Raw genomic sequence first — 20,170 nt, forward strand, 5'->3', positions numbered from 1 at the left:
TGCAGTCATGCGTGCCTGAAGCTGATAAGAAGGGGGCAGCACTATGAGCTTGAGCCGATCATCCCGAACATGAATAAAAGTGAAAAGTTTGGCTTCCGCTGAAATTCAGTAAGGTCTTCAAACTTTTATTTTGAAGCCTAAGAAAAATGCTGAAATCCGTGCTTGGAATTGACAACCTCACCGCCATTCGTTACACTGAATCCGTTATCGTATCAAATTAAATAAGGAAGGGTTAGACTATGAGTATTTTAACACTGGAGCACTGCAGCCACAGCTTTGGCGGCCGCAGTATTTTTGAGGACGTCTCGTTCCGCCTGTTAAAAGGCGAACACGTCGGGCTGCTGGGAGCCAATGGCGAGGGCAAGAGCACGTTTATGAAAATCATTACGCGCAAGCTGGAACCGGAGGAAGGAAAAATCACCTGGAGTAAGAACGTGAAGGTCGGCTATCTGGATCAGCACGCCGTGTTGGAACCGGGAATGACGATCCATGACGCTCTGGCGCAGGCCTTTGCCGGGCTATTCGATATCGAAAAACAGATCACGGCCGGTTATGAAAAGATGGCAGACTGCACGGAAGACGAGATGAACGAGCTGCTGGAACAGATCGGCGAATGGCAGGATACGCTGGAACACCATGATTTCTACCAGATCGACGTCAAGATTGAGGAAGTCGCCCAGGCGCTGGGGCTGAGCGAGATCGGGCTGGATCGGGACGTCAGCGAATTGTCCGGCGGCCAGCGCACGAAAATTCTGTTAGCGAAGCTGCTTTTGGAAAAACCGGACATTCTGCTTCTGGACGAACCGACCAACTATCTCGACGAGCAGCATATCCGCTGGCTGAAAACCTATCTGCAGAACTATGAAAACGCGTTTATCCTGATTTCTCACGATATGCCGTTTACCAACGAGGTCGTCAATCTCATCTACCATGTGGAAAACTGCCGGCTGACCCGCTATGTCGGCAACGTCGACGAATTCCACCGCCTGTACGAACAGAACAAGCTGGCGCTGGAAGCGGCGTATCAGCGTCAGCAGCAGGAAATTGCCCGAATGGAGGATTTCGTCGCCCGCAACAAGGCGCGCGTTGCGACCCGCGGCATGGCGAATTCCCGCGCAAAGAAGCTGGCGAAGATGGAACGGATTGAGCTGAGCGCGGAAAAGCCGAAGCCGACGTTCCGCTTTCAGATGGGGAAAACCCCGGGCAAGGTCATCTTTTCCACAAGCGATCTGGTGATCGGCTATGACGAACCACTGTCCAAACCGATCAACCGGGTGCTGGAAAAGGGTCAGAAAGTGGTGATTACCGGCGCGAATGGACTGGGCAAGACAACGCTGATGAAAAGCCTGATGGGGCTGATCCCACCGGTCAGCGGTTCCGTCCAGCTGGGTGAGCATGTACAGATCGGCTATTTTGAACAGGAAATCACCGAGCCGATCCGCCGCACCTGCATCGAGGAATTGTGGCAGACCTATCCCGCCTATTCCCAATATGAAATCCGCAGCGCGTTAGCCCGGTGCGGCTTGACGACGGATCAGATCGAAAGTCAGGTGATGGTGCTGTCCGGGGGGGAACAGGCGAAGCTGCGGCTGTGCAAGCTGCTGAACACGCCGTATAACGTGCTTTTTCTGGACGAACCGACCAACCATCTCGATCAGGACGCCAAGGACGAGCTGCACAAAGCAATCGCTGAATATCCGGGAACGGTGCTGCTGGTCTGTCATGAAAAAGAATTCTACACCGATCTGGCAGACGTCGTCTGGGATTTAAGCGAAGTCAGTCTGCGCCGCTGATCACGTATGCGCCGCCCGCTTTGATGCTAAACTAACGATGACGAACCGACGTCGTCGAAAGGAGAAGGAAAAACATGAACCTGAAAAAAATCGGACTGGCGCTGGCGGCATCCGCGCTGATCCTGTCCGGCAGCGGCTGCGCGCTGTTTTCCGCAAAAAAAGCGAGTCCCGCGCCGCAAGCGCAGACGGGAACCACGGAAGTTCAAAAAGCTTTCGATGAATTCCTGATGGAGGAAACCCGCCGCCAGCTGACGCAGGACGCCCTGACGCTGCATTTTTCAGCGACGGATCCCGCGGCTCTGGGCATCCGTGAGAAACCGATGACGCTGGGCAGTCTGAGCGAAGCCGATGAACTGCGCCATCAACAGGAAACCGAAGCCGCGCTGCAGAATTTACTGAAGTTCAAGCCGGAGGATCTCACGGCCGTCCAGCAGCTCAATTATCAGCTGCTGCAGCGCGATCTGGAACAAACGTCAGCGATGAACGAATACATGCCCCTGCAATTTCTGTTCGAGCCGAACCAAGGCTTGATCGGCGCGTTAAATCAGAACTTCCTCGAGTTCCGCATGGAAACGGAAGAGGACGTCCAGCTGTATCTGACGCTGCTGGCGGATGTAGAACGCTATCTTAACGAAGCTGTGACCTATACTCAAAACCAGGCTCGGCGCGGCTACTTCCTGCAGGATGAAACCCTCGACAGCACGCTGGCCGAAATCGACCGGTTTGTGGAAAAGGTAGACGACAATGCCCTGATCGTTAATTTTCAGGAAAAGCTGGCCGCGATTGACAGCCTGAGCGACGAGCAGCGTCAGCGCTATGCCAACGAGAATGAAACGCTGATGAAGGAAACCTATCTGCCAAGCTACCGTCATGTCCGGGAAGAACTGGAAGCCCTGCGCGGCAGCGCCAAGGGGCAGGGCGGTCTGGCGGCAGCGTATGGCGAGCAGGGCCGCGCTTATTACCAGCTGTTGATGCAAGCCAAAACCGGCACCGATCAGACGATCATGGAGCTGGCCAGTGAGCTGGAGAATTTCCTGATTCAGAAGCTGCAGCGCATGCAGACGCTTCTCCAGCAGGATCCAAGCCTGCTGGAGAAGCTGGAAGCTGTGGAATTCCCGACCGTCGACGCGGCGGAGCTGTTAGCGGAATTTGAAAAGAAAATGACGGAAGTGGTGCCGGAAATCCCCTCGATCCGCTATACCGTCAGCTTCCTTGATGCGAGTATCGCCAGCGAGAATACGATCGCCTACTATCTGATTCCACCGCTGGATCAGGAAACGGAAAATATTATGAAGGTCAACCCTGCCTATGCCGACAATTCCGAAACACTGTGGACTACGCTGGCGCATGAAGGCTTTCCGGGACATTGTTACCAACATAACTATTTTCAGAATACCGATCCTCACCCGATCCGCCGTGTCCTTTCGGAAACTGCCTACGCGGAAGGCTGGGCGGAAATCATCGCGCTGGAAGCTTACCGCTGGCTGGGCATCGACGATGAAAATCTGATTGAAACCCTGCAGATCAACGCAATGTTCGGCTACTATCTGCAATCCCTGTGCGATATGGGGGTGAACGGCTTAGGCTGGAGCGAAGCAGATCTGACAAGCTACCTGAGCAATTTCGGCTATGAAGACGCAGCGGCACAGATTTATCCTCAGCTGGTTGCCAACCCGGGCGTGCTGCTGCCATACGGCGTGGGCGAAATGAAGATGGAACAGCTGCGCGATCAAGCCCGCGAAGCCCTGTCGGATCGGTTTGATCAGAAGGACTTTTACAGCGTGATCCTGGATAACGGTCCGCGTCCGTTTGACTTGATTGAACAAGACGTCCAGACGTATATCCAATCCCAGAAATGAGGAATGCTGAATGAGAATCCGTCAAGCCAGTCCGCAGGATGCACAGGGTCTGGCAGAAGTTCACGCACTGAGCTGGCAGGCCGCGTATGCCGGCTGATCGATCCCGAATTTCTGAAAACCCGCACCCTTCAGCGCAGCTTGGAAACGTTTAAGCGAAATGGCTGCGCGGAGATCTGGCTGGCAGAACAGGCGGACAAGATCGTCGGTTTCTGCCGGATCGGCAGGGAAGAAAACAACGGTGAACTGCTGGGCGAGATCGTGGCGCTGTATCTGCTGCCCCAGTTTCAACGTCAGGGGATCGGCAAGCAGCTGATGCAGGCAGGAATTGATCAGCTGCGCCAGCGCGGCTATTCCATAATTGTCCTGTGGGTTCTCAAGTCGAATGTCCAGGCCCGCCAGTTTTATGAACACTGCGGATTTACGGCCGAGCCTGTGGAAAAGACGTTAGACATGGGTACGCCGCAGATTGTTGTGCGGTACCGGCTGACCTGCGAATCTTAATGCAAGGATTTTGAAAATAGAGTAGAATAAGAAGGAAAGAAAAGGAGCGAACAAATTATGGGTTTAATTCAAGGTAAAATTACGATGGCCAACGGAGCGGAAATTCCGTTTGAGCTGTATCCGGACGAAGCGCCGATCACCGTCGCCAACTTCGTCAAGCTGATTAAGGAAGGCTATTACAACGGCAAGACTTTTCACCGCGTCATTCCGCATTTCGTTTCCCAGGGCGGCTGCCCGTATGGCACCGGCGCAGGCGATCTGGGCTACACGATTCCCTGCGAAACGAAAAACAATCCGCACAAGCATATCGCGGGCGCGATGTCGATGGCTCACCGCGGCAAGGACACCGGCTGCTGCCAGTTCTTCATCTGTCATGATCCGCAGCCGCATCTGGACGGCGTGCACACGGTCTTTGGTCAGGTGACGGACAACCTCGGCGCTGTCCGCGCCATGCGCAACGGCGACGTCATGGCCAAGGTGGAAATCACTGAAGAATAATCAATCTTTAATTTAACTCTGCTTCTCCCAAAGCAAGGATTTCAGGAGAAGCAGAGTTTTTCTTTGGCCGGGTCTGATTTCCTTCTTGCCGGCACTTATATTCCTAAGTTTTCAGGCATCATAAAAAATATATATCAAAAAATGAATAAATTCATGAAAAACTTGAAATAAACAATGTATTTATTATCTGTAAAAATTGATTATGATAGAGGATGTAATTCCTATTTAATTGAAATTAGTAGAAATAAGAAAAAATGATAAATTTATTTTTTACCTCCTTCTTTCGCAATAAATGTTATTTGAAATTTCTACTTATTTTTAGTTTACGTGATAATTCTTCGTTCTCTTTTTCAGCTATTCTTTCAAAATTATTTACCTGCAAAAATATTATTGCCATATATGGGAATAATCTGGAAACCACGTTGCTATCATAGAACCGCAAAAAACAAAAGAAAGGAAGCTGAACTATGGAATACGTCACATTGATATCGAATAGAATTCGGGAATTATGCAAACAAAGAGGAAATATTTCATTCTACAAATTATCCGAAATGTCCGGCGTGAGCACGTCCACTCTGGAGAACATCATCAAAGGACATACCAAGAATCCGGGAATCGCGACGATTCATCAATTAGCGTTAGGTTTTAATATGACCATCGCTGAATTCTGTGATTTTGACGAAATGAACATGTATGAATTCGTCGAGGAGGAAAACGAAGTCGCCGGCTGACGCCGGGCTTTTAACAGGAATCCAACGAAAAGGCAGTCTTTTTCAGACTGCCCTCGACTTGGATTTTTTCAGCATGCGATTTTCTTTCCTGATCTTTTTCTTCAGCTGTTTTTTCTCTTTCTCACTTAACGGATAATCCAGAGAGTAGAGATGAGCGTCCTGATATTTGATTTTCTTGTCATATTTGACCACCGCTACCCACTTCAGCTTGTGCTCCAGCTTGGATTTCTTCGGCCGCAGATACAACAGTGCCGTATCGAGAATTTCATATTTCTCATTCATAAAGTCGATCCGGGCGATCGGCGTCTGCCACTGTCCGGAATAAACGACCAGTCCTTTGACGACAAGGAAGGAATTCTGAATGGTTGTGCTGTCGAAGGTGAACTCAGCCTGTTCGATCTCTTTCAGATCGCTGGTTAACTTATCCGCGTTGCGCTTGCCGATCAGTTCGTTGCGCTCCATCAACAGTTCTACGATCCACGATAAGAACAGGATGACAACCACTATCGGAATGATGAACCAGGCATACTGACTCTGTAAGAACAAGACGATCTTCCCCAGGAAAGGAACGTGCATGACGTAGATGCCGACGATATCCTGCCGGTATGTGTGATATTCATCCAGCCCTTCATAAGCATAGGCTTGTGTATAATACCGTACCCGGCCATCCGATTCTACTTCGGTCTTGGCTAAAGTATGCGTCAATACTGTATCTTCCCCCAGCCGGTTCGCATGGAAGGTAATAATTGTACCGGGAACCAGCTCATCATCGGATTGTATGTTCTTCGACAACACCAGCGAATAGGTTGGAATCTTCGGTTCCATACTTCCGCTCAATACCGTATAGAATTGAAAACCGGTTAGTTTGATCATGGTATCGGGAAAGAACAACATTCCCAAGATATAGCAGAACAAAACAAAAGATATAAATCGGAATATCCAATTTACAATCTTCGGTTTAACTCTCCACTTTTTCTTTGTCCCCATGTTACTATCCCCGCAGTTATCTCTATTTTATCAGTATTCAGGTTAGAATCAAAGATACTTTTAAAAAAGCCATCCGAAGATGGCTTAAATATATACTAATTAGTCGCTGGAACGAGCGTCGCTGTTATTGTAGCAGTTACATCATCTAAACTAGTAGGAGCATCATCTGGCATAGTAAATGCAGCTTTTATAGTATAATCTCCTGCATCAATCGGTTTGGTAAGATCAATCTTTTCCGCCCCCTTGTATACCTCAATAGTAGGGTTATTATTAGTAATATCACCAGATAAACTTGCGGAAGGAGTCAATTTAACCTCATGATTTGATGGCTCAACAGAAATTGGCATCTCAACTGTATATACAGGAGCTGACTCTAAAGCACGACTATCTTCGTTGTTTGAAACACTAAATTCATCAGCCCCTGATAATGTGGACGTGACTGTAACGGGCTTAGCAATTGTAATTAGATGTGCATTAGTAACACTCAATTTATCCCACGCCGCATAAGACCCCGTGGTCGCCGCGACGATCGCCGCACCGGTCATGAAACCAAGAATCGCTTTTTTCTTCATTATAATATTCCTCCTCTTAATTAGAATATGTTTACATCTTTATTATAATGGGGAAAAAGGGGAGAGAGTAATACCAATAAAGTATAGCCTGGTTATGCTTTTTGTGAAAATATACCTTAGTAAAATAACGTTATACCGCAAGTGATGAACAAAACAAATCCAGAAAGAGCTTGGCTTCGTTAGATAAGGTATGCCGCTGGCGTTCGATCCAGACCAAATGACGAGAGACATTGTCAGTTTCCACAGGGATGGAAGCGATGCCGCCTTTCTTGAGATCGGCGGCCTGCCAACAGTTGCCGAACATGAACGAATCACTGTGCTTCAACAGATTGATCATCGTGTGGTAATTGTTAACAGTCACGGTCTTCTTGAAATTGGTCAGTTCCTGATCGCCAACTTTGAAGGTGTAATTGAGCTGGGTGTAGAAATCCTGCGGCATCCGCAGATAGGTCATGTCCAACAGCTCGGACGTGGTAATCGTACTTCGGCTGGCTAATGGGTGCGACTGGGCGAGATGAACATAAACCGCATCCTTCTTGATCGAATGCATCTGCAAGCCCTGAACTTTGATCACCTTGGTCATGACGCGATGCTGCACGGAGTTCAACGTCAGAATCGCGATCTCGGATCCCTGATCGCTGACGTTCTTGATCGCCTGTTCGATGCCCGTTTCCTGAATATTGATGACCGCATGATCGCTGGGGACTGACTTGAAGTATTCCTGCACGATCGCATCTTGAAGCAGAAGCATTGCCGTTGATACCTGCAGGCGGGTTTCCACAACCGCGTGGTACGTTTTCTTTAACCGTTCGATTTCCTCAAACTGGGAAAGAATGCTGTGGGCATAATAATACAAGCTCTGGCCGACCGGAGTCATTTCAATCCCATGATTATTGCGGATTAACAGCTGGACGCCCAGCTCGTCTTCCAACGCCTGAACGGTTCGGGATAAAACCGGCTGGCTGATGTACAGAATTTCAGCCGCTTTGTTGATGCTTTTCTGATCGGCGATGGCGACGTAGTAGGATAACGCTTTGACGTCCATTCAAATCACCTGCTTTACTTATCTTTATCATACCATAAAACAAGCCGGTTCCCGATTAATTTGATCGGGAAATGAACAAGATAAAAGAGAAAGATGAAAACTCAAAAATAGGCTGGCAGAATTACCCCAGTTCATATAAAATAAGAGAAGATCCGTGGGAAACCCAGGAGGAACCATTTCATGAAACGCCATTCACAAATTTATGATTACACGATGATTCTGTTCGGCTCGGCGCTGTTTGCGGCTTCGATTAATCTTTTCGTCGTTCCGGTCAATCTCTATAACGGCGGAATTGTCGGACTGTCGCAGATTATCCGGTCCGTGCTGGTCAGTCGGATGGGAATGCGTTTCAGTTTCGATATCGCGGGCGTGATCAACTTTTTAATCAATGTGCCGCTGTTTTTTATGGCCTTTCGCTCGCTGAGCCGGAAATTCTTTCTTGGGACGCTACTTTCACTGATCACCCAGACTGTCTGCTTCTCGCTGATTCCCATTCCAGTCGTGCCGATTCTGGACGATGTGTTGGCTTCGCTCATCATCGGGGCGATCGTCGGGGCATTGGGCATCGGGATGACGCTGGTCAGCGGGGCCAGCGGCGGCGGAACAGATATCGTCGGCGTGTATGCCGCGCTGCATTGGAAAGCGTTCAGCGTCGGGAAGATCCAGCTGCTGTTCAACGCGCTGGTGTACAGTCTGTGCGCGTTCCTGTTTGATCTGCCGATCGCGATTTACAGCATTATCTATGCGGCGGTATATTCATTTGTGCTCGATAAGGTTCACCTGCAGAACATCGAGATGAGCCTGATGATCTTTACCAAGAACCCGGAAATCAAAAACCGGATCCTCAAGGATTTTGTGCGCGGGGTGACGTATTGGAAGGGCTTAGGCGCCTATACCCAGACGGAAACCGAGGTTCTGGTCACCATTGTGTCGAAGGATGAGGTCAATGAACTGCGCCGGATGATTACGCAGCTGGATCCCAAAGCTTTCATCATCGTCAACGAGGGCTTGCAGATCACAGGCAACTTTATCAAACGGTTAGTAGAATAAACAACCCGCAAAATGCAATAAAAAAGTTAAGAATTCGACAAAACTTGTCAGAATTCCGCTATATTCAAAGTGGGCCTTTCATGATAAAATAGAAGCGAGGTGTTAGATATGAAAATTGAGTTTAAACAGTTAAATGAACTCGCGCAGAAAAAAGCAGAGAAACTGTTAAAGGAAATCAGCTTAACGGTGAAAGACGTTGATTTTGATGTAACAGGCGCTGATATTACGATGATTGTTAAAACGACGCAGGAAGTCATTCATCTATAAATCACCGGGATCCCTGGTGATTTTTTCTTATGAAGAAGCAACGAAAATGGAATCGGCTGCAGGGAATCGCCGCAATCGCGGGCGTACTTTTGGTTGTGCTGGCGGCTTTGGATTTTCTTCCGGCGGTCAACGCGCTATTGAAAAGCGGCGACGAACAGGCGATCCGGCTGTACTTTCGCGCGCTGGGGCTGAAGGGCGTGTTGTTTCTGATTCTGCTTCAGGCGGTGCAGGTGATCACGTCGCTGATTCCCGCGCTGTCGCTGCAGGCGGCGGCCGGCGCCAGTTATGGGCCTTTGTTGGGGACGATCATAATTCTGACCGGGATGGTTTTGGGCAACGGCGTTGTCTATCTGTTTGCGGAAAAACTGCTCGGCCAGCTGTCGCCAAAGTCGAAGATCACGCGGATGCTGGAACGTTTCCGTCACTGGCTGGCGGGGAAAAACAAAGAACTCTATTGCTTTTTAATGTTTCTTCTGCCGGTCCTGCCCAATCTGGTCAAGCCCTATCTGGCGGCGGTGTCGGACGTCCGCTGGCCGGTTTTTCTGTTTTCCTGCGCACTCGGCTCGATCATTCCGGTGCTGGCCGGTTCGCTGATCGGAAACTTCCTGATTGAAGGCAGGGTGCGGGAAGCGATGATGGTTGCCCTTCCCGCCGTCCTCGCCGCGCTGGCGGCCGCCTGGATCCAGAAACGCCGCGCTGATCGCGGGAGTGAATCGGGAAAATGAATGAGAAATGGACAATCAAACAAGATTGTCCGCTTTCATGAAACTGGAAATTTGTGTATAATAAAGCCATTGCGAAAGGAATCTGACGATGAAAAAAACATACTTCTTTGATTTGGACGGCACGCTGCTGCCGATGGATCAAGATCAATTTGTCCACAGTTATTTTTCCCGCCTGGCGAAGAAAATGGCGGGGAAGATCGACCCGAAGCAGCTGGTCGATACGATATGGAAAGGCACCGGCGCAATGGTGACCAACGATGGCCGGGCTACCAATGAACAGGTGTTCTGGCAGGTGTTTGATCGCCTGACCGGCTTGCATCATGAAACGCTGGAGGATGAATTCCTCGACTACTACCGCAACGAATTCAACGAAGCGGTCGAAGCCTGCGTGCCGACGCCGCTGGCGAATAAGATTGTAAAACGGTTTAAAGAAAAAGGTTATACGTTAGTGCTGGCGACCAACCCGATCTTTCCGCGGATCGCTACGGAAAACCGGATCCGCTGGGCCGGATTGGATAAAAACGACTTTGACTGGATCACAACCTTTGAGGTTTGCCGCTATTGCAAGCCGAATCCGAAATATTATGAAGAAATTCTCACCCGGTTGAATCTGGATCCGAAGCAGTGCGTCATGATCGGCAACGACGTCAAGGAAGACATGACGGCCCGTTCGCTGGGGATGGAAGGCTGGCTGATCACCGACTGTTTGTTAAACACGGAAAACCTGCCGGTGGAATGCGAGTTTGAAGGCACGCTGGCTAAGCTGCAGGAAAAAATTGAAACGCTGGAATAAAATAAAAAAAGTCTAGAACAGACGCAGCTGCCGTTCAGACTTTTTTTTCGTTATGAGTTGATCGTCAGGCTGCAGATGACCGATCAGCAGCGTGGATTCAGGATCGTGCCGGGCTTGCCGCGAGGCGATCTGAGCTTCGTCAAAGTTGGCGTAGCAATAGCGGCAATGGTGGGCGCAGCAGTTGTATTCGCCCAAATCCGTGACTTGCAGGCAATGACAATGCGCCCGCGCCTGGGTCAGCGGATATTCCAACGTTTTCCCGGTCAGCTCCCGCAGCCATTCTGCGTCGATGCAGCTGCGGTTTTCAATGCCGGCGCTGCGCAGATCCAGATTCTCGGCGCACAGCTGCAGGCGCATTCCATAACGGCTGCCGATGTCAGCCAGCCGGCACGCCAGAGCTGTAAATCGCGGCAGCGAATCCGGCTGCCAGTTCAGCTCGTGCTGATGCTTCAGGGTATTTTTATAGAAGTCGAGATGACTGATGATGACCTGCGTGCAGGAACCTGCCAGCTGTTGGCAGCAGCGCTCAAACGCCCGGCAATGAAACGCTTCGTCATAACGTTCGGATAAGAAAATCGGATCATACCGCAAAATCATGTGGGAAGGGCCAAGCTTGCAGGCGAGTTGCCGGAAGCTTTCCAGAACCTGCCGCTTATCCGACAAGCCTGGTTCGATCTCTGGGCCATAGGGCGTCACCGTGATCTGAAAACCGACCGCATAGTCACGGAAGACGTCCATCTTATCCAGCATCGGCGTTGGATTCTTGGTCATGAAGATGACCGCGTCGACCTGACCGGGCGAACAATCCACGCGCAGCACCTGCCGGGGCGCGAACGGATTGCGGATATCGACGAGGCCGGCCTGGAATCGATTCACAAGCCAGTCACTGTAAAATGCGCACAGATCGGTGCGCTGGGAACAACATAGAAGCATGCCGCCAGCCTCCTTTTCCGGTTTAATATATCATAAAGACATTAAAAAAGGCAGTCCTGTGACTGCCGGAAAGACAGCTTGTGAGAGCGAAGCGCCGGATCAAAGCAGATACGGCAGAAAGAGCGTCGCCAGCCCGAGAAAGAAGAAGAATCCCAGGACGTCGGTGACCGTCGTCACGAAGACGGAGGAGGCCAGCGCCGGATCGACGTTGATTTTCTTGAGGATGACCGGCACGGCGTAACCTGCGATTGTCGCAAACGCCATGTTCAGCAGCATCGCCAGTCCGACGACCAGTCCGAAAATCGGATTCTGCTGCATGACGCCGCAGAGCAAGGCGACGACCAGACCGATGCTGACGCCGCTGAGAATACCCACGCCGAACTCCTTGAAGAAGACCCGCCGGGCGTTGTCGCCGGTTAACTCGCCCAATGCGATGCCGCGGACGACGATCGTTAACGATTGGGTGCCGGCGTTGCCGCCCATTCCGGCGATAATCGGGTTGACCGCCGCCAGCGCGACGACCTTTTCGATTGTGCCGGAGAAGACGGCGACGACGGAAGAGGCCAGAAACGCTGTAAGCAGATTGATAAACAACCACGGCAGACGGCTTTTCAACGATTCGATCAGACTGCCGTCGACTTTTTCTTCCTCATTGATCTGCGCCAGTCGGTGGATATCTTCCGTGTTTTCTTCTTCAATGATGTCCATGACGTCGTCAACGGTGATGACGCCGAGAATATGATCCTGCTCGTCCACAACCGGCATCATCAGGAAGCTGTACTTGCTGAATATCCGCGCGACTTCCTCCTGATCGGTCGAGGCCGGCACGGAGATGACGTTCGGATTGGCGATGTCGCAGATCTGCGTGTCAAAGCTGTGAGCGACGATTTCCCGCAGGGAAACGACTCCGGTCAGCACGTTGCTTTGATCGACGACGTACAGGTAGTACGCCATTTCCGCTTCCTGCGCCGCCTTTTGCAGATATTCCAACGTCTGCAGCACGCTCATGTGCTGGGATAGACTGATAAACTCCGTCGCCATCAATCCGCCGGCAGTATCGGCATCGTAGCTCAACAGCTCGCGGACCTCCTGGCGGTCTTCGACGTTCATCTTGCTTAAGACGTCTTCCGATTCCGCCTCGTCCAGAACGGAAACCAGGTCGGTAATTTCATCAGACGACATTTCTTCGAGGATGACCATCTGCTCGGTATCGGAGAAATGCGACAACAAGCCATATTTCTCCTCATCTTCTTCCTCATCGACAATTTCGGCGAGGATGTCCGAAGGCAGACGTTTCATGATGACGTCTTCGTCATCTTTGTATTCATGAATGACTTCCAGAATGTCAACCGGGTGGATAAACTCGATCATCTCTGCCAGCTGATCATCCGTGGCGTGCAGCAGAAAATTCCGCAGTTCTTCTTTACTGATTTCTAATTTCATACGATCTCCTTAATCCGGAAGAACCGGCGCCGTGCGTAAAAAAGCGTCGTCCAGGTCAATCTGCCGCCGGATCATGCCGGCGCAGGCTCAAAGCCTGACGGACTGGCTGGACTGCGTTTCCAATGCTTTCATTATAGTCTTATTTCCCCCGTCAAAACAACTGTTCACGCAGTTATTTTCAGGGAAATTTGAAGGTGATCAACACGAAAGCGTTGTTCGGCCATGTGAAGGTGTTGACAAAGTGAGGGGAAGTCTGTACAATGAAACCGAACATGATCGGTTTTGAGTCAGAGAATCCAGAGGGAGGATAAAAAATGAGCATCAGAAAAGCAATCACCGCGGTTCTGGCGTTGTCGATCACTTTCAGCGCCGCCGGCTGCGGTTCACCAAAATCAGAAGCGGCGCCAGCTTCGCCGCTGTTGGCAGTCAAAGACGGAACTTATCCGGGAACAGGCGAAGGCCACGGCGGAACGCTCGCCGTTCAGGTTGAGGTCAAAGACCATAAAATCACTGCGGTAACGGTCGGCGACCATCAGGAAACTGCCGGGATCTGCGATGCGGCGCTGGAAAAAATGCCGGTTCGGATTATGGAGACGCAGTCGTTGGGCGTCGATACGGTGACCGGGGCGACGGAAACATCCAATGCGATTCTGCAGGCATGCGAAGCCGCTCTGGGGGCGGCGGGCGCGGACATTGACGCACTGAATGTCAAAGCGGAAACCACCGCGAAGGAAGAAAAAATTGAAAAAGACGTCGACGTCGTGATCGTTGGCGGCGGCGTGGCCGGATTGTCGGCCGCGGTTGAAGCTTCGGCGGCGTCAAAATCCGTACTGCTGATTGAAAAAATGGGCGTGCTGGGTGGCAGCACCAGTCTGTCCGGGGGCAAGCTTCTGGCTGCGGACAGCGTATTCCAGCGCGAACAGGGGATTGAGGACAGCCCCAAATTGTTCTCTGATTTTCTGATCGAGCTGGGCCAGCATCATGTCGATGAAGACAAACTGAAAATGATTGCGGAACGTTCCAGCGCCAATGTTGACTGGCTGATTGAAAACGGCGTGGAATTTTCCGATCAGATCGACACGCCAAACCCGAAAATGCAGCCCAACCGCGGCTTGAACGCAGCCGCGGGCAGCGGCGCCGGGTTTATTCTGCCGCTGCAGAAAAAAGCTGAGGAAGCGGGCGTGGAAATCATGACCGAAACCCGCGGCGAAAAACTGATCGTGAATGAACAAGGCGAGGTTGTCGGCGTAGAAGCCACGCAATCGACGGGCACCTCCGTGCTCATCCATGCGGAGGCCGTGATTCTGGCGAGCGGCGGTTATGATCGCAATCCGGAATTAAAAAAAGAATATTCGCCGACCTATGCGGATTCCATTACCAATGTCGGCGCAGGCAATGAAGGCGACGGCTTGCTGATGGCGCGGGAAATCGGCGCGCAGATCGTCGGCAACGACAGCGCGATCGCACAGATTCTGCCGTTTGGCGCGGCGATGCAGGACTTATTTACTTATGCCGGGCTGTTTGTCAGTCTGGACGGCCAGCGGTTTATGGACGAATCGCTGCCGCGCCCGGCCCGGACGCCGGTCGTCCTGGCGCAAACCGGTCAGCCGAAATATTTCATTCTGCTGGATGCGGCCCGGGCAACGGAGAATGTTCAGGCTGCCGTGGACGCCGGCACTGCGTATTCCGGCGCAAGCTTGGAAGAACTGGCAGCCGCTGCCGGGATGGATCCGGAGAAACTCACGCAGACGGTTCAGCGGTATAATGAACTCTGCGCGGCCGGTAACGATGAAGACTTTAACAAAAACGCCGACTTGATGCAGCCGGTCGAGGAAGGTCCGTACTATGCGGTTTTATGTACGATGAACACGTCCGGAACCTTTGCCGGTCCGCTGACGACGATGGACGCCGAAGTTGTGAACGAACAAAATCAGGTAATTCCGGGATTATATGCCGCCGGCGAAGTCAGCAGCGGCGATCTGTTCTATAAGGAATATCCAGGCAGCGGCACTGCGATTCAATCGTTTATTACAATGGGCCGGATCGCGGGGCAGCAGGCCGCCCAATACGCTTTGGAAAAAACGAAATAAAGACCGCGCGTAAGTCATAACAAAAGTGAAGCCGTTTTTCCTGTAAGGAAGCTGCTTCACTTTTTTTGATTGTGCTCTGGTTAAGCCGCAATCAGCGTGATCAGGTGATTCACCTGCTTCATCAGCTGCTCGCCGACAGGATAATCGCCGTTTTCCATGCAATAGCGGATTGAATTGCCAAGGATCAGCGTAAAAAGATGATCCAGCACCTCCTGGGCGGCGTACTCCGGCTTCATCTGTCCTTTTTCCGCAGCCCGGATTAAAAGCTCCCGCACGATCTGACGGTATTGCGACAGACTGTCTGACTGATAATGTGTGATGTTGTAAGCATATAAAAACTGCAGGCGATCCAACGACGTTTCTTCCAAGAATGAAATTTGAAAACGAACGTAAGCCCGCAGATTTTCCCATTCGTCGGCACTTGTCAGATTCAATCGCTCGTTTTCCCGCGCCCGCTGGGCGTTGCTGCGGAATAATTCGACGATCACGTCTTCCTTTGCCTGAAAATAATGATAGAAGCTGCCGATGGAAACCCCCGCCTGTTCGCAGATTCCGCGGATTGTGATCTCCGAAAAGGCCCCGTCGGCGATCAGCTGCCGCACCTGTTCTAAAATTTTCTCTTTGTTTGACTTCTTTTTCATGGGTTTATTATACCACAAGCTGCTTTTTTTGGATTCCCCCGGATTGCAAGGTTTTTTACGTCATGTTTATTAGGAGTGACAACAGGATAGCTCACGAATCGCTGTGAGCGTGATCACAAGAAAAGTAACGCTGGACAAGAACGCCCACCTCGCAAGTTGTATTTAACCATCCTGACCGGGACAAGCCGGCCAAATAAAAACTTCATCGGGTATCCGATGAAGCTTCCTCAGCTTTGCGTTTTAAATCAGCCTGCCGTTTTTCATAAGAATAAAGACAGCCGCAGTAATCCTGCCGGTACAGCTGATGCAGCCGTGACAGCTCCTGTCCCCGGTCGATGCCCTTTTTCTTTTTGAAATCCGAATAGAAATACGGGACGTCCGGGTATTTGTGCGACAGCTGCCGGCCGATTTCGTTTAATTTCTGACTGTCCTTCTGCCGGCTGATCGTCATGACAGTCGTAAAATAATCGAAGTGATGCTCGCTGGCGTACCGGTAAGCTTCGTCCATTCGCAGACCATAGCACAGAAAGCAGCGGCCCGCTCCCTCCGGCTGATCCTTCAGAACGGATAACCGTGCGGTAAATTCCTCGTTTTGATAAGGTGGGACAATCAAGCTGACCGGATGGGGCAGCGTCGGATTCACCTCGTTCAGGTATCGTTTTAATTCATTCAGCCGGCGCTGATATTCCGCCGCCGGATAAATGTTGGAGTTGTTGTAATAAATCGTAACTTCAAACACGCCGCTGAGAAATTCCAGCGGAAACGCGCTGCACGGCGCGCAGCAGGCATGCATCAGCAGCCGCGGATGCCGGCCTTCCGCCTCGATCCGCGCCATTTCCTCCACGCTCATTTTCCAATAGTTGATCTTCGGTTTGGAACTTGCCAGTCGTTTATTCTGTTCCATAAGCTATTCGATGAACATACTGTCGCCGAACGAGAAGAAGCGGTATTTCTCGTCGATCGCCGCCTGATAAGCCGTCATGATCTGTTCTTTGGTCGCAAACGCGCTCACAAGCATGACCAACGTCGACTTCGGCAGATGGAAATTGGTGATCAAACCGTCGATCGCTTTGAATTGATAACCAGGGAAAATGAAAATATCGGTATCTTCATGACACTCGCGGAACTTGCCATACTTGCTCATGATCGCTTCCAATGTCCGGCAGCTGGTCGTACCGACCGCGATGATTCGCCGGCCTTCCGCTTTTGCCTGATTCAGCCGGTCTGCCGTGGCCTGATCCATCATGAAGAATTCCGAATGCATGTGATGATCGGCGATATCCTCAGTATCCATCGGCCGGAACGTGCCCAAACCGACATGCAGCGTGATATCCTCAACCTCGACGCCTTTGGCTTTCAGCTGATCGAACAGCTCCGGCGTAAAATGCAGACCGGCTGTCGGCGCAGCGGCGGAACCTTTGACCTTGGCGTAAACCGTCTGATAACGCTCCGGATCCTCCAGCTTTTCCTTGATATATGGCGGCAGTGGAACATTGCCCAGTTTTTCCAGAATCTCATAGAAAATACCGTCGTAGATCATCCGGAACTGACGCAGCCCTTTTTCGCCGATCCCGATGCATTCCGCTTTCAGCTCGCCTTCGTTAAACGAGATGATAGTGCCCAGCTTGACCACTTTGGCGTTGCCGACCAGACATTCCCACTCGTCGCCTTCCTGCCGCAAAAGCAGCAGTTCGACGTGCGCGCCGGTTTCCTCTTTCGTGCCGAACAGCCGGGCTGGAATGACGCGCGTGTTGTTGCGCACCAGCACGTCGCCCGGTTTTAAATAATCGACGATATCGTAGAAATGGCGATGTTCAATCGCGCCGGTGGAACGATGCAGCACTAACAACCGTGACGCTGACCGCTTCGCCAGCGGCGTCTGCGCGATCAGCTCCTGCGGCAGCTCAAAATCAAATTCACTTGTTTTCATATCAGAACCCCCTCGAGTCCACGCTGTTCAGATTATATTTCTTAAACAGCTCTGCTTTGAAATCACCGAAGCGGTCTTCCCGGATCGCTTTTCTGGCCTGTTCCGTCAGACTTAACAAAAACCGCAGATTGTGAATCGACATCAGACGACTGCCCAGCCCTTCGTTGCAGCGGAACAAGTGCCGCAGATACGCGCGGCTGTAATTTTTGCAGGTGTAGCAGTCGCATTCCGGATCCAGCGGTCCGAAATCTTCTTCGTATTCCTGCTTCTTGATGTTGATCCGGCCCTGCGAAGTCATCAACGTGCCATGCCGGGCAATCCGTGTCGGCAGCACGCAGTCGAACATATCGACATTGCGCAGAATGCCTTCCAGAATCGCGTCCACCGAGCCGACGCCCATCAGATAGCGCGGCTTCTCCCATGGCAGATACTTGACGCTGTAATCGATCATCTTATACATCGTTTCCTTGGATTCACCGACGGACGTACCGCCGATCGAATACCCCGGGAAATCCATCTCCGCCAGCGTTTTGGCGCACATCTCGCGCAGATCCTGATACTCCCCACCCTGGACGATGCCGAACAACGCCTGTTCCTCCGGACGCTGATGCGCGTCTTTGCCGCGCTTGGCCCAACGCAGTGTCCGCTCCACGCTGTTTTTCATGTAATCATAGGAGCAGGGATACGGAGCGCATTCATCAAAGCTCATGATGATATCCGCGCCGATCTTGTTCTGAATCTGGATTGATTTTTCCGGACTCAAAAATAAGGTAGAGCCGTCAAGATGACTCTTGAAGGTTACGCCTTCTTCCTTAATCTTGCGTCGGTCCGCCAGCGAAAAGACCTGGAATCCGCCGCTGTCCGTCAGCATCGGCCCGGAATAGTTCATGAATTTCTGGACGCCGCCGGCTTTATCGACAATGTCTTCGCCCGGCCGCAGCCACAAGTGGTAGGTGTTGGCCAGAATGACACCGGCCCCCAATGCCTTGATTTCCTCCGGCGACAGAAACTTGACAGTCGCTAAGGTGCCGACAGGCATAAACATCGGCGTTTCTACATCGCCATGCGGCGTGTGCAGGATGCCGCAGCGGGCGCCTGACTGTTTGCACACATGGGTAATCTCAAATCGAATTGCACTCATATATTTTTCACCGCCACTATTCTACCATAAAAGCCCCTTCCCTGAAAGGAAAAGCCGGAATAAGCTGAATCCCGCCGGCATAAGTCTAAAGAAAGAGGAGGCCTGGAATATGGAAGAAAACAAAGAAGAAATTCAATGGATCAGTAAGATTCGCCGGCATTTTCATCTGCGAATCGAAATTTACAACCGCCGCAAGACGATCAAGCAATGTAAAAAGGAGGTCCTCCAAACGACGCTGCAGTTAGGGAAGGTGACGTACCAATGCTTTCTGAATCAAAAGGAAAGCGAGGAGATCGCCGCACTGTCATCGCTGATCCGGCAGCGGCTGGCGACGATCGAAGAATTGGAGCAGCAGATCCGGCAGCTGAAGCAGGGGGAGGAAGAACAGGATTTTCTGGACGCGATGTTTTAACCAAAACGCTGAAACCTGAATTAAATTAACCGATGATACTCTATCCGCTGTCTGAAAACGGAGCGGGATAAAAGAAGGTCCGCGGAAAGTGTAAAGAAGAAAAGGGAAAAATGATAACCAACGCGTTCATCCTATTATATAGGAAAGTGTTGCTTCTGAAAGTCCCGCTTGGAAATTAACTGATTGATATTTATTACAAGGAAGAATTAAGCGAGGGGAAATCCATCCTCTTGCTTTTTGATTGATGCAGGATCTGATTCGATTCTTATCGAAAGCAAAGCGTGGTTTCGCTATATACAAGGAAGTTTTCCCTATCCAGAATTAAAAGACGAACTGGAAAAGAGGAATGGAATAAAAATTGAGTTCATCGCAGATAAATAGAGAATTAGGATCCATAAGGGTAAAAATGACGCCATGAATAAACTTTGAATTCAGGAAACGCGCTCCTTATCGGACATCAAAATAAAAGAAAAAATAATCAAATAAGCGAAAAACACGATAACAAAAGGGGATATGAAAGGGGGAAGAAGAAATCGAAAAAAAAGTTAAAAAATCAGTTGACAGAAAAGGGGTGATTTGGTAATATTAATGAGCACCTCGCGAGAGGGCGTCGATCTTTGAAAACTAAACAGGAAGAAAAGCACAAATACAACGTCAATTCATAAAGCAGCTATTCTAAGGGATAGTGAAGATAAAACAAAGAGCTAACAAACTCTGACAAATGGAGAGTTTGATCCTGGCTCAGGATGAACGCTGGCG

Annotated in this window: 20 protein-coding genes; 11 read left to right on the plus strand and 9 right to left on the minus strand. The window is 50.8% G+C overall.

What is annotated here, in order from left to right; all coding sequences use genetic code 11:
- The first annotated feature begins 239 nt into the window (after nt 1-239).
- The 5 genes from I2D94_RS14615 (at nt 240) to I2D94_RS14635 (ending at nt 5,382) form a co-directional block, all read left to right on the plus strand.
- Entirely contained in the window at nt 240-1,793 is a 1,554-nt protein-coding gene (locus I2D94_RS14615) for an ABC-F family ATP-binding cassette domain-containing protein (protein ID WP_195397453.1), read from the plus strand.
- Nucleotides 1,794-1,867: 74 nt separating this feature from the next.
- Nucleotides 1,868-3,652, plus strand: a complete 1,785-nt coding sequence (locus tag I2D94_RS14620) for a DUF885 domain-containing protein (RefSeq protein WP_195397454.1) — start codon at nt 1,868-1,870, stop codon at nt 3,650-3,652.
- A gap of 3 nt (nt 3,653-3,655) precedes the next feature.
- Nucleotides 3,656-4,153 (plus strand): GNAT family N-acetyltransferase, encoded by a 498-nt coding sequence (locus I2D94_RS14625; protein ID WP_195397455.1) that lies wholly within the window; start codon nt 3,656-3,658, stop codon nt 4,151-4,153.
- A 57-nt stretch (nt 4,154-4,210) separates the two neighbouring features.
- The gene (locus tag I2D94_RS14630) at nt 4,211-4,651 is read left to right on the plus strand and encodes a peptidylprolyl isomerase (protein ID WP_195397456.1); all 441 of its coding nucleotides are present in this window, start codon (nt 4,211-4,213) and stop codon (nt 4,649-4,651) included.
- A 467-nt stretch (nt 4,652-5,118) separates the two neighbouring features.
- Nucleotides 5,119-5,382 (plus strand): helix-turn-helix transcriptional regulator, encoded by a 264-nt coding sequence (locus I2D94_RS14635; protein ID WP_072683660.1) that lies wholly within the window; start codon nt 5,119-5,121, stop codon nt 5,380-5,382.
- Between the two features lie 42 nt (nt 5,383-5,424).
- Here I2D94_RS14635 and I2D94_RS14640 read toward each other — a convergent pair whose 3' ends face one another.
- The 3 genes from I2D94_RS14640 to I2D94_RS14650 form a co-directional block, all read right to left on the minus strand.
- Nucleotides 5,425-6,207 carry a hypothetical protein gene (locus I2D94_RS14640; protein ID WP_072683659.1) on the minus strand — a complete coding sequence of 261 codons (783 nt, stop codon included), beginning with the start codon at nt 6,205-6,207 and terminating at the stop codon, nt 5,425-5,427.
- 257 nt (nt 6,208-6,464) lie between these two features.
- Nucleotides 6,465-6,941 (minus strand): hypothetical protein, encoded by a 477-nt coding sequence (locus tag I2D94_RS14645; protein WP_072683658.1) that lies wholly within the window; start codon nt 6,939-6,941, stop codon nt 6,465-6,467.
- 130 nt (nt 6,942-7,071) lie between these two features.
- On the minus strand, nt 7,072-7,986 hold the full coding sequence (locus tag I2D94_RS14650; protein ID WP_072683657.1) for a LysR family transcriptional regulator: 915 nt from the start codon (nt 7,984-7,986) through the stop codon (nt 7,072-7,074).
- 180 nt (nt 7,987-8,166) lie between these two features.
- Here I2D94_RS14650 and I2D94_RS14655 point away from each other — a divergent pair, with 180 nt between their 5' ends.
- From I2D94_RS14655 to I2D94_RS14670, 4 genes are all read left to right on the plus strand, one after another.
- Nucleotides 8,167-9,036, plus strand: a complete 870-nt coding sequence (locus I2D94_RS14655; protein ID WP_072683656.1) for a YitT family protein — start codon at nt 8,167-8,169, stop codon at nt 9,034-9,036.
- Nucleotides 9,037-9,144: 108 nt separating this feature from the next.
- Nucleotides 9,145-9,303, plus strand: coding sequence for a hypothetical protein (locus I2D94_RS14660; RefSeq protein ID WP_006060135.1), 159 nt, complete (start codon nt 9,145-9,147; stop codon nt 9,301-9,303).
- Between the two features lie 29 nt (nt 9,304-9,332).
- Nucleotides 9,333-10,028 (plus strand): TVP38/TMEM64 family protein, encoded by a 696-nt coding sequence (locus tag I2D94_RS14665; RefSeq protein WP_195397457.1) that lies wholly within the window; start codon nt 9,333-9,335, stop codon nt 10,026-10,028.
- A gap of 88 nt (nt 10,029-10,116) precedes the next feature.
- Nucleotides 10,117-10,821, plus strand: a complete 705-nt coding sequence (locus I2D94_RS14670; protein WP_195397458.1) for an HAD family hydrolase — start codon at nt 10,117-10,119, stop codon at nt 10,819-10,821.
- Between the two features lie 12 nt (nt 10,822-10,833).
- On the opposite strand, the gene I2D94_RS14675 is transcribed toward I2D94_RS14670, so the two are convergent.
- Nucleotides 10,834-11,754: a DUF1848 domain-containing protein gene (locus I2D94_RS14675; RefSeq protein WP_195397459.1), complete on the minus strand. Its 921-nt coding sequence runs from the start codon at nt 11,752-11,754 to the stop codon at nt 10,834-10,836.
- Between the two features lie 99 nt (nt 11,755-11,853).
- Nucleotides 11,854-13,197: a magnesium transporter gene (gene mgtE, locus I2D94_RS14680; RefSeq protein ID WP_195397460.1), complete on the minus strand. Its 1,344-nt coding sequence runs from the start codon at nt 13,195-13,197 to the stop codon at nt 11,854-11,856.
- A gap of 314 nt (nt 13,198-13,511) precedes the next feature.
- On the opposite strand from mgtE, the gene I2D94_RS14685 reads away from it, so the two are divergent.
- On the plus strand, nt 13,512-15,287 hold the full coding sequence (locus I2D94_RS14685) for a flavocytochrome c (RefSeq protein WP_195397461.1): 1,776 nt from the start codon (nt 13,512-13,514) through the stop codon (nt 15,285-15,287).
- 80 nt (nt 15,288-15,367) lie between these two features.
- Here I2D94_RS14685 and I2D94_RS14690 read toward each other — a convergent pair whose 3' ends face one another.
- The 4 genes from I2D94_RS14690 to tgt form a co-directional block, all read right to left on the minus strand.
- Nucleotides 15,368-15,928 carry a TetR/AcrR family transcriptional regulator gene (locus tag I2D94_RS14690; RefSeq protein ID WP_072683650.1) on the minus strand — a complete coding sequence of 187 codons (561 nt, stop codon included), beginning with the start codon at nt 15,926-15,928 and terminating at the stop codon, nt 15,368-15,370.
- 202 nt (nt 15,929-16,130) lie between these two features.
- Complete coding sequence (locus tag I2D94_RS14695; protein WP_195397462.1) at nt 16,131-16,832, minus strand: epoxyqueuosine reductase QueH; 702 nt, start codon at nt 16,830-16,832, stop codon at nt 16,131-16,133.
- Nucleotides 16,833-16,835: 3 nt separating this feature from the next.
- Complete coding sequence (gene queA / locus I2D94_RS14700) at nt 16,836-17,858, minus strand: tRNA preQ1(34) S-adenosylmethionine ribosyltransferase-isomerase QueA (protein WP_072683648.1); 1,023 nt, start codon at nt 17,856-17,858, stop codon at nt 16,836-16,838.
- A 1-nt stretch (nt 17,859) separates the two neighbouring features.
- On the minus strand, nt 17,860-18,999 hold the full coding sequence (tgt, locus tag I2D94_RS14705; RefSeq protein WP_072683647.1) for a tRNA guanosine(34) transglycosylase Tgt: 1,140 nt from the start codon (nt 18,997-18,999) through the stop codon (nt 17,860-17,862).
- 109 nt (nt 19,000-19,108) lie between these two features.
- Here tgt and I2D94_RS14710 point away from each other — a divergent pair, with 109 nt between their 5' ends.
- On the plus strand, nt 19,109-19,411 hold the full coding sequence (locus I2D94_RS14710) for a hypothetical protein (RefSeq protein WP_072683646.1): 303 nt from the start codon (nt 19,109-19,111) through the stop codon (nt 19,409-19,411).
- Nucleotides 19,412-20,170 lie beyond the last annotated feature (759 nt).

Source organism: Holdemania sp. 1001302B_160321_E10 (assembly GCF_015552275.1).
GTDB lineage: Bacteria > Bacillota_I > Bacilli_A > Erysipelotrichales > Erysipelotrichaceae > Holdemania.

Bases quoted from the DNA above. Each gene is read 5' to 3' on its own strand.
- I2D94_RS14665 (WP_195397457.1), top strand. From the start codon at position 9,333: ATGAAGAAGCAACGAAAATGGAATCGGCTGCAGGGAATCGCCGCAATC.
- I2D94_RS14645 (WP_072683658.1), bottom strand. From the start codon at position 6,941: ATGAAGAAAAAAGCGATTCTTGGTTTCATGACCGGTGCGGCGATCGTC.
- tgt (WP_072683647.1), bottom strand. From the start codon at position 18,999: ATGAGTGCAATTCGATTTGAGATTACCCATGTGTGCAAACAGTCAGGC.
- I2D94_RS14635 (WP_072683660.1), top strand. From the start codon at position 5,119: ATGGAATACGTCACATTGATATCGAATAGAATTCGGGAATTATGCAAA.
- I2D94_RS14640 (WP_072683659.1), bottom strand. From the start codon at position 6,207: ATGGAACCGAAGATTCCAACCTATTCGCTGGTGTTGTCGAAGAACATA.
- I2D94_RS14690 (WP_072683650.1), bottom strand. From the start codon at position 15,928: ATGAAAAAGAAGTCAAACAAAGAGAAAATTTTAGAACAGGTGCGGCAG.
- mgtE (WP_195397460.1), bottom strand. From the start codon at position 13,197: ATGAAATTAGAAATCAGTAAAGAAGAACTGCGGAATTTTCTGCTGCAC.
- I2D94_RS14625 (WP_195397455.1), top strand. From the start codon at position 3,656: ATGCTGAATGAGAATCCGTCAAGCCAGTCCGCAGGATGCACAGGGTCT.
- I2D94_RS14675 (WP_195397459.1), bottom strand. From the start codon at position 11,754: ATGCTTCTATGTTGTTCCCAGCGCACCGATCTGTGCGCATTTTACAGT.
- I2D94_RS14660 (WP_006060135.1), top strand. From the start codon at position 9,145: ATGAAAATTGAGTTTAAACAGTTAAATGAACTCGCGCAGAAAAAAGCA.
- I2D94_RS14710 (WP_072683646.1), top strand. From the start codon at position 19,109: ATGGAAGAAAACAAAGAAGAAATTCAATGGATCAGTAAGATTCGCCGG.
- I2D94_RS14695 (WP_195397462.1), bottom strand. From the start codon at position 16,832: ATGGAACAGAATAAACGACTGGCAAGTTCCAAACCGAAGATCAACTAT.
- I2D94_RS14650 (WP_072683657.1), bottom strand. From the start codon at position 7,986: ATGGACGTCAAAGCGTTATCCTACTACGTCGCCATCGCCGATCAGAAA.
- I2D94_RS14670 (WP_195397458.1), top strand. From the start codon at position 10,117: ATGAAAAAAACATACTTCTTTGATTTGGACGGCACGCTGCTGCCGATG.
- queA (WP_072683648.1), bottom strand. From the start codon at position 17,858: ATGAAAACAAGTGAATTTGATTTTGAGCTGCCGCAGGAGCTGATCGCG.
- I2D94_RS14630 (WP_195397456.1), top strand. From the start codon at position 4,211: ATGGGTTTAATTCAAGGTAAAATTACGATGGCCAACGGAGCGGAAATT.
- I2D94_RS14615 (WP_195397453.1), top strand. From the start codon at position 240: ATGAGTATTTTAACACTGGAGCACTGCAGCCACAGCTTTGGCGGCCGC.
- I2D94_RS14620 (WP_195397454.1), top strand. From the start codon at position 1,868: ATGAACCTGAAAAAAATCGGACTGGCGCTGGCGGCATCCGCGCTGATC.
- I2D94_RS14655 (WP_072683656.1), top strand. From the start codon at position 8,167: ATGAAACGCCATTCACAAATTTATGATTACACGATGATTCTGTTCGGC.
- I2D94_RS14685 (WP_195397461.1), top strand. From the start codon at position 13,512: ATGAGCATCAGAAAAGCAATCACCGCGGTTCTGGCGTTGTCGATCACT.